The organism is Bradyrhizobium genomosp. I (2014), assembly GCF_000261685.1.
Taxonomy (GTDB): Bacteria; Pseudomonadota; Alphaproteobacteria; order Rhizobiales; family Xanthobacteraceae; genus Bradyrhizobium.
The window spans coordinates 1-2,722 of sequence record NZ_AJQE01000218.1; the positions used below are offsets into that span (position 1 = coordinate 1).

2 protein-coding genes and 2 pseudogenes are annotated in these 2,722 nt (G+C 65.6%); 1 reads left to right on the forward strand and 3 read right to left on the reverse strand.

Features of this window, described 5'->3' with window-relative positions; genetic code table 11:
* A pseudogene (locus IC50_RS20920) lies at positions 1–419 on the forward strand (ABC transporter substrate-binding protein); the annotation flags it as partial.
* Positions 420–494: 75 nt separating this feature from the next.
* Here IC50_RS20920 and IC50_RS20925 read toward each other — a convergent pair.
* From IC50_RS20925 to IC50_RS20935, 3 genes and pseudogenes are all read right to left on the reverse strand, one after another.
* A complete protein-coding gene (locus IC50_RS20925; protein ID WP_035709017.1) occupies positions 495–1,346 on the reverse strand; it encodes an amidohydrolase family protein in 852 nt (283 codons plus the stop codon).
* 3 nt (positions 1,347–1,349) lie between these two features.
* Positions 1,350–2,327, reverse strand: coding sequence for an aldo/keto reductase (locus IC50_RS20930; RefSeq protein WP_035709022.1), 978 nt, complete (start codon positions 2,325–2,327; stop codon positions 1,350–1,352).
* 106 nt (positions 2,328–2,433) lie between these two features.
* Positions 2,434–2,722, reverse strand: a pseudogene (locus tag IC50_RS20935) (sugar-binding protein); the annotation flags it as partial.

Genomic DNA, 2,722 nt, shown 5'->3' on the forward strand with positions numbered 1-2,722 from the left:
GCTCGACCGGTCGCTCGATCCTCAATGCTGCGGGTCTCGATAACGCCACCGGCATTGTTGCCATCCGCTACAACAAGGAAGTCGGACTGCCGAAATGGGAGAAGGACCCCGACGTGATGGCGTTCGAGGAGCTGCGCAAGAAGTACACGCCGGCAATCGACCCCGACAACACCATCGCCTTCGCCGGCTACGGCCAGGCCGTGACCATGGGCGAGATCCTGCGCCGCTGCGGCGACGAGCTCACCCGCGCCAACGTGCTGAAGCACGCATCGACGCTCGCGGGCTTCCACTCGCCATACTTCCTCGACGGCGTCACCTACAGCTACACGCCCGACAACTACACGCCGATGAAGACGCTGTTCATCTCCACCTTCACCGGCAAGGACTGGGACATCTCCGACAAGCCGATGTCGGAGTAGGCTTGGAGCGGGTCCCGCCGCTGCCTCCCCTCTCCTGCTCTGCCAGGAGAGGCAGGAGGACACCGGCGCTTCGCGCTAACCGGCGATAGCCAGCTGGTACGCCTGCGCCGCGTTCACACCAAGAGCCTTGTCCCGCACACGCGGGCCAAGTCTCGCGAGGCAGGCCTCCAGCGCAGTCTTGATCTCACCGTAGCTTCCCGCAAGCAAACAGACTGGCCAGTCGGAGCCGAAGATCAGCCTGTCCTCGCCGAAACATTTCGCGGCGTGCTCGACGAACGGAAACAGCCGTTCCGCATCCCAGTCGTTCCAGACCGCCTCGGTCGCTAACCCTGAGATCTTGCACCAGACATTGCCGCAGGCCGCCAACGCTTTGATGCGGTCAGCCCATTCGGCGCTCCCGCCAGCTGCGATCGGCGGCTTGGCGGCGTGGTCGAGCACGAAGCGCGCCTGCGGAAAGGCCTGCGCCGTTGCGATCGCGGATGGCAGCTCGCGGGCGCGAACGAGGAAATCGTAAGCGAGATCGCGGGCGAACACAGCCGTGAGGCCGCGCTGAACATCCTCGCGGAGCAGCCAATCGGGGTCGGCCTCGTCGTGAACCTGGTGGCGGATGCCGACCAGCTTGCTGCCTCCGGGCAAAGCGCGCAGGCGGTCGAGCGTTTCGTCAAGCGCACCATCGGTCAGATCGGCCCAGCCGACCACACCGGCGACGAAGGGATTGGCGCGCGCGATGCGCAGGAACTGCTCGGTCTCCTCGGGCGCGGAACGGCATTGCACGACGATGCTCGCGTCGACGCCGTTTGCTTTCAGCAATGGCGCGAGATCGGCGGGACCGAAGGCGCGACGGATCGGCGTAAGCTCGTCCGCCTCCATCCAGGGATAGTCGGCGTGCGCCGGGTCCCAGAAATGCTGGTGGGCGTCGATGATCACGCCTTACACTCCGCCCGGCAGCGGCGCCCGTGCATCGACGAGCTTTCGCGCACGCAGCTCCTGCCAGAACGCCGGCGGCACCGCCGCCTCCGACATCGCGATGTTGTCGGCTACTTCCGCGGCATTGCGCGCACCCATCACCGCGACGGTCACCGCCGGATGGGCCATGCAGAACTGGAGCGCGGCGGCTTTCAGCTCGGTGCCGTGCCTGCGGCAGAGCTCGTCGAGCGCAAGCGCTCGCGCAACGAGCGCAGGATCGGCGTCCTGATAGTTGAACTTCGCGCCAGTCCGCGGATTGGCCAGGATGCCGCTGTTGTAGATGCCGCCGAGCAGGATGCCGATATCCTTCGCCCGACAGAGCGGAAACAGCGCATCCAGTGCGCCCTGATCGAGCAGCGTGTAGCGCCCGGCGAGCAGGAAGCAGTCGACCGGCACGGCCTCGGCGAAGCGAACCAGCATCTCCGACTGGTTCATGCCGGCGCCGATCGCCTTGACGGTGCCTTCATTGCGCAGACGCTGGAGCGCGCGGAAGGCGCCTGCGACGGCGTCGTCATAATGGTCGTCGGGATCATGCACGAGCAGGACGTCGACGCGGTCGAGCCCGAGGCGCTCGAGGCTCTCCTCGACCGATCGCATCACACCGTCATGGCTGAAGTCGAACACCGGCCGCTCGCGCGGCGTGCCCTTGTAGTGCTCGTCGTCCGCGGCATCGCCATCCAATGCGCGCAGCAGGCGGCCGACCTTGGTCGAGATGGCATAGGACTCGCGCTTCTGTTGTCGCAGGAACGCGCCCAACCGTCGCTCCGCGAGGCCGAAGCCGTAGAGCGGCGCGGTATCGAAAAAGCGCACGCCGAGCGACCAGGCGCGCGCGATCGTCGCCTCCGCATCTGCATCGCTGACGGGGGTGAACAATCCGCCGAGCGGAGCGGAACCGAGACCGATCGAAGTCACGTCGAGGGAGCCAAGCCGCGAGCGTTTCATTCCCATTGCCTTCCAGCTGTCTTGTTCCAGCAGTCCAAATCATCACTCCCGCTTGCGGAAACCGCAAGCGGGAGTGGCATGCAGGAGCGCGGGGCTGGCGGCGCTCCTACTTCAGCATCTGCGCGACGTTGTCCTTGGTCACGAGGTCGAGCCCGGTATAGACGATCTCCGGCACCTTCTCGCCCTTCTTGATGGCGAGCAGCGTGTCCATCGCCTTCTCGCCCATCTCGAACGGACGCTGGCCGACCAGCGCATTGGCATAGCCGTCGCGCAGCAGCTCGAGCTGCATCTTCAGCGTATCGGCGACGACAAGCGTGAACTTGCCGGAATCGATGTCCTTCTTGTTCCTGGAGGCGAAGGCCTTGAAGCCTTCCGGGGCGAACATCGGCCAAAAC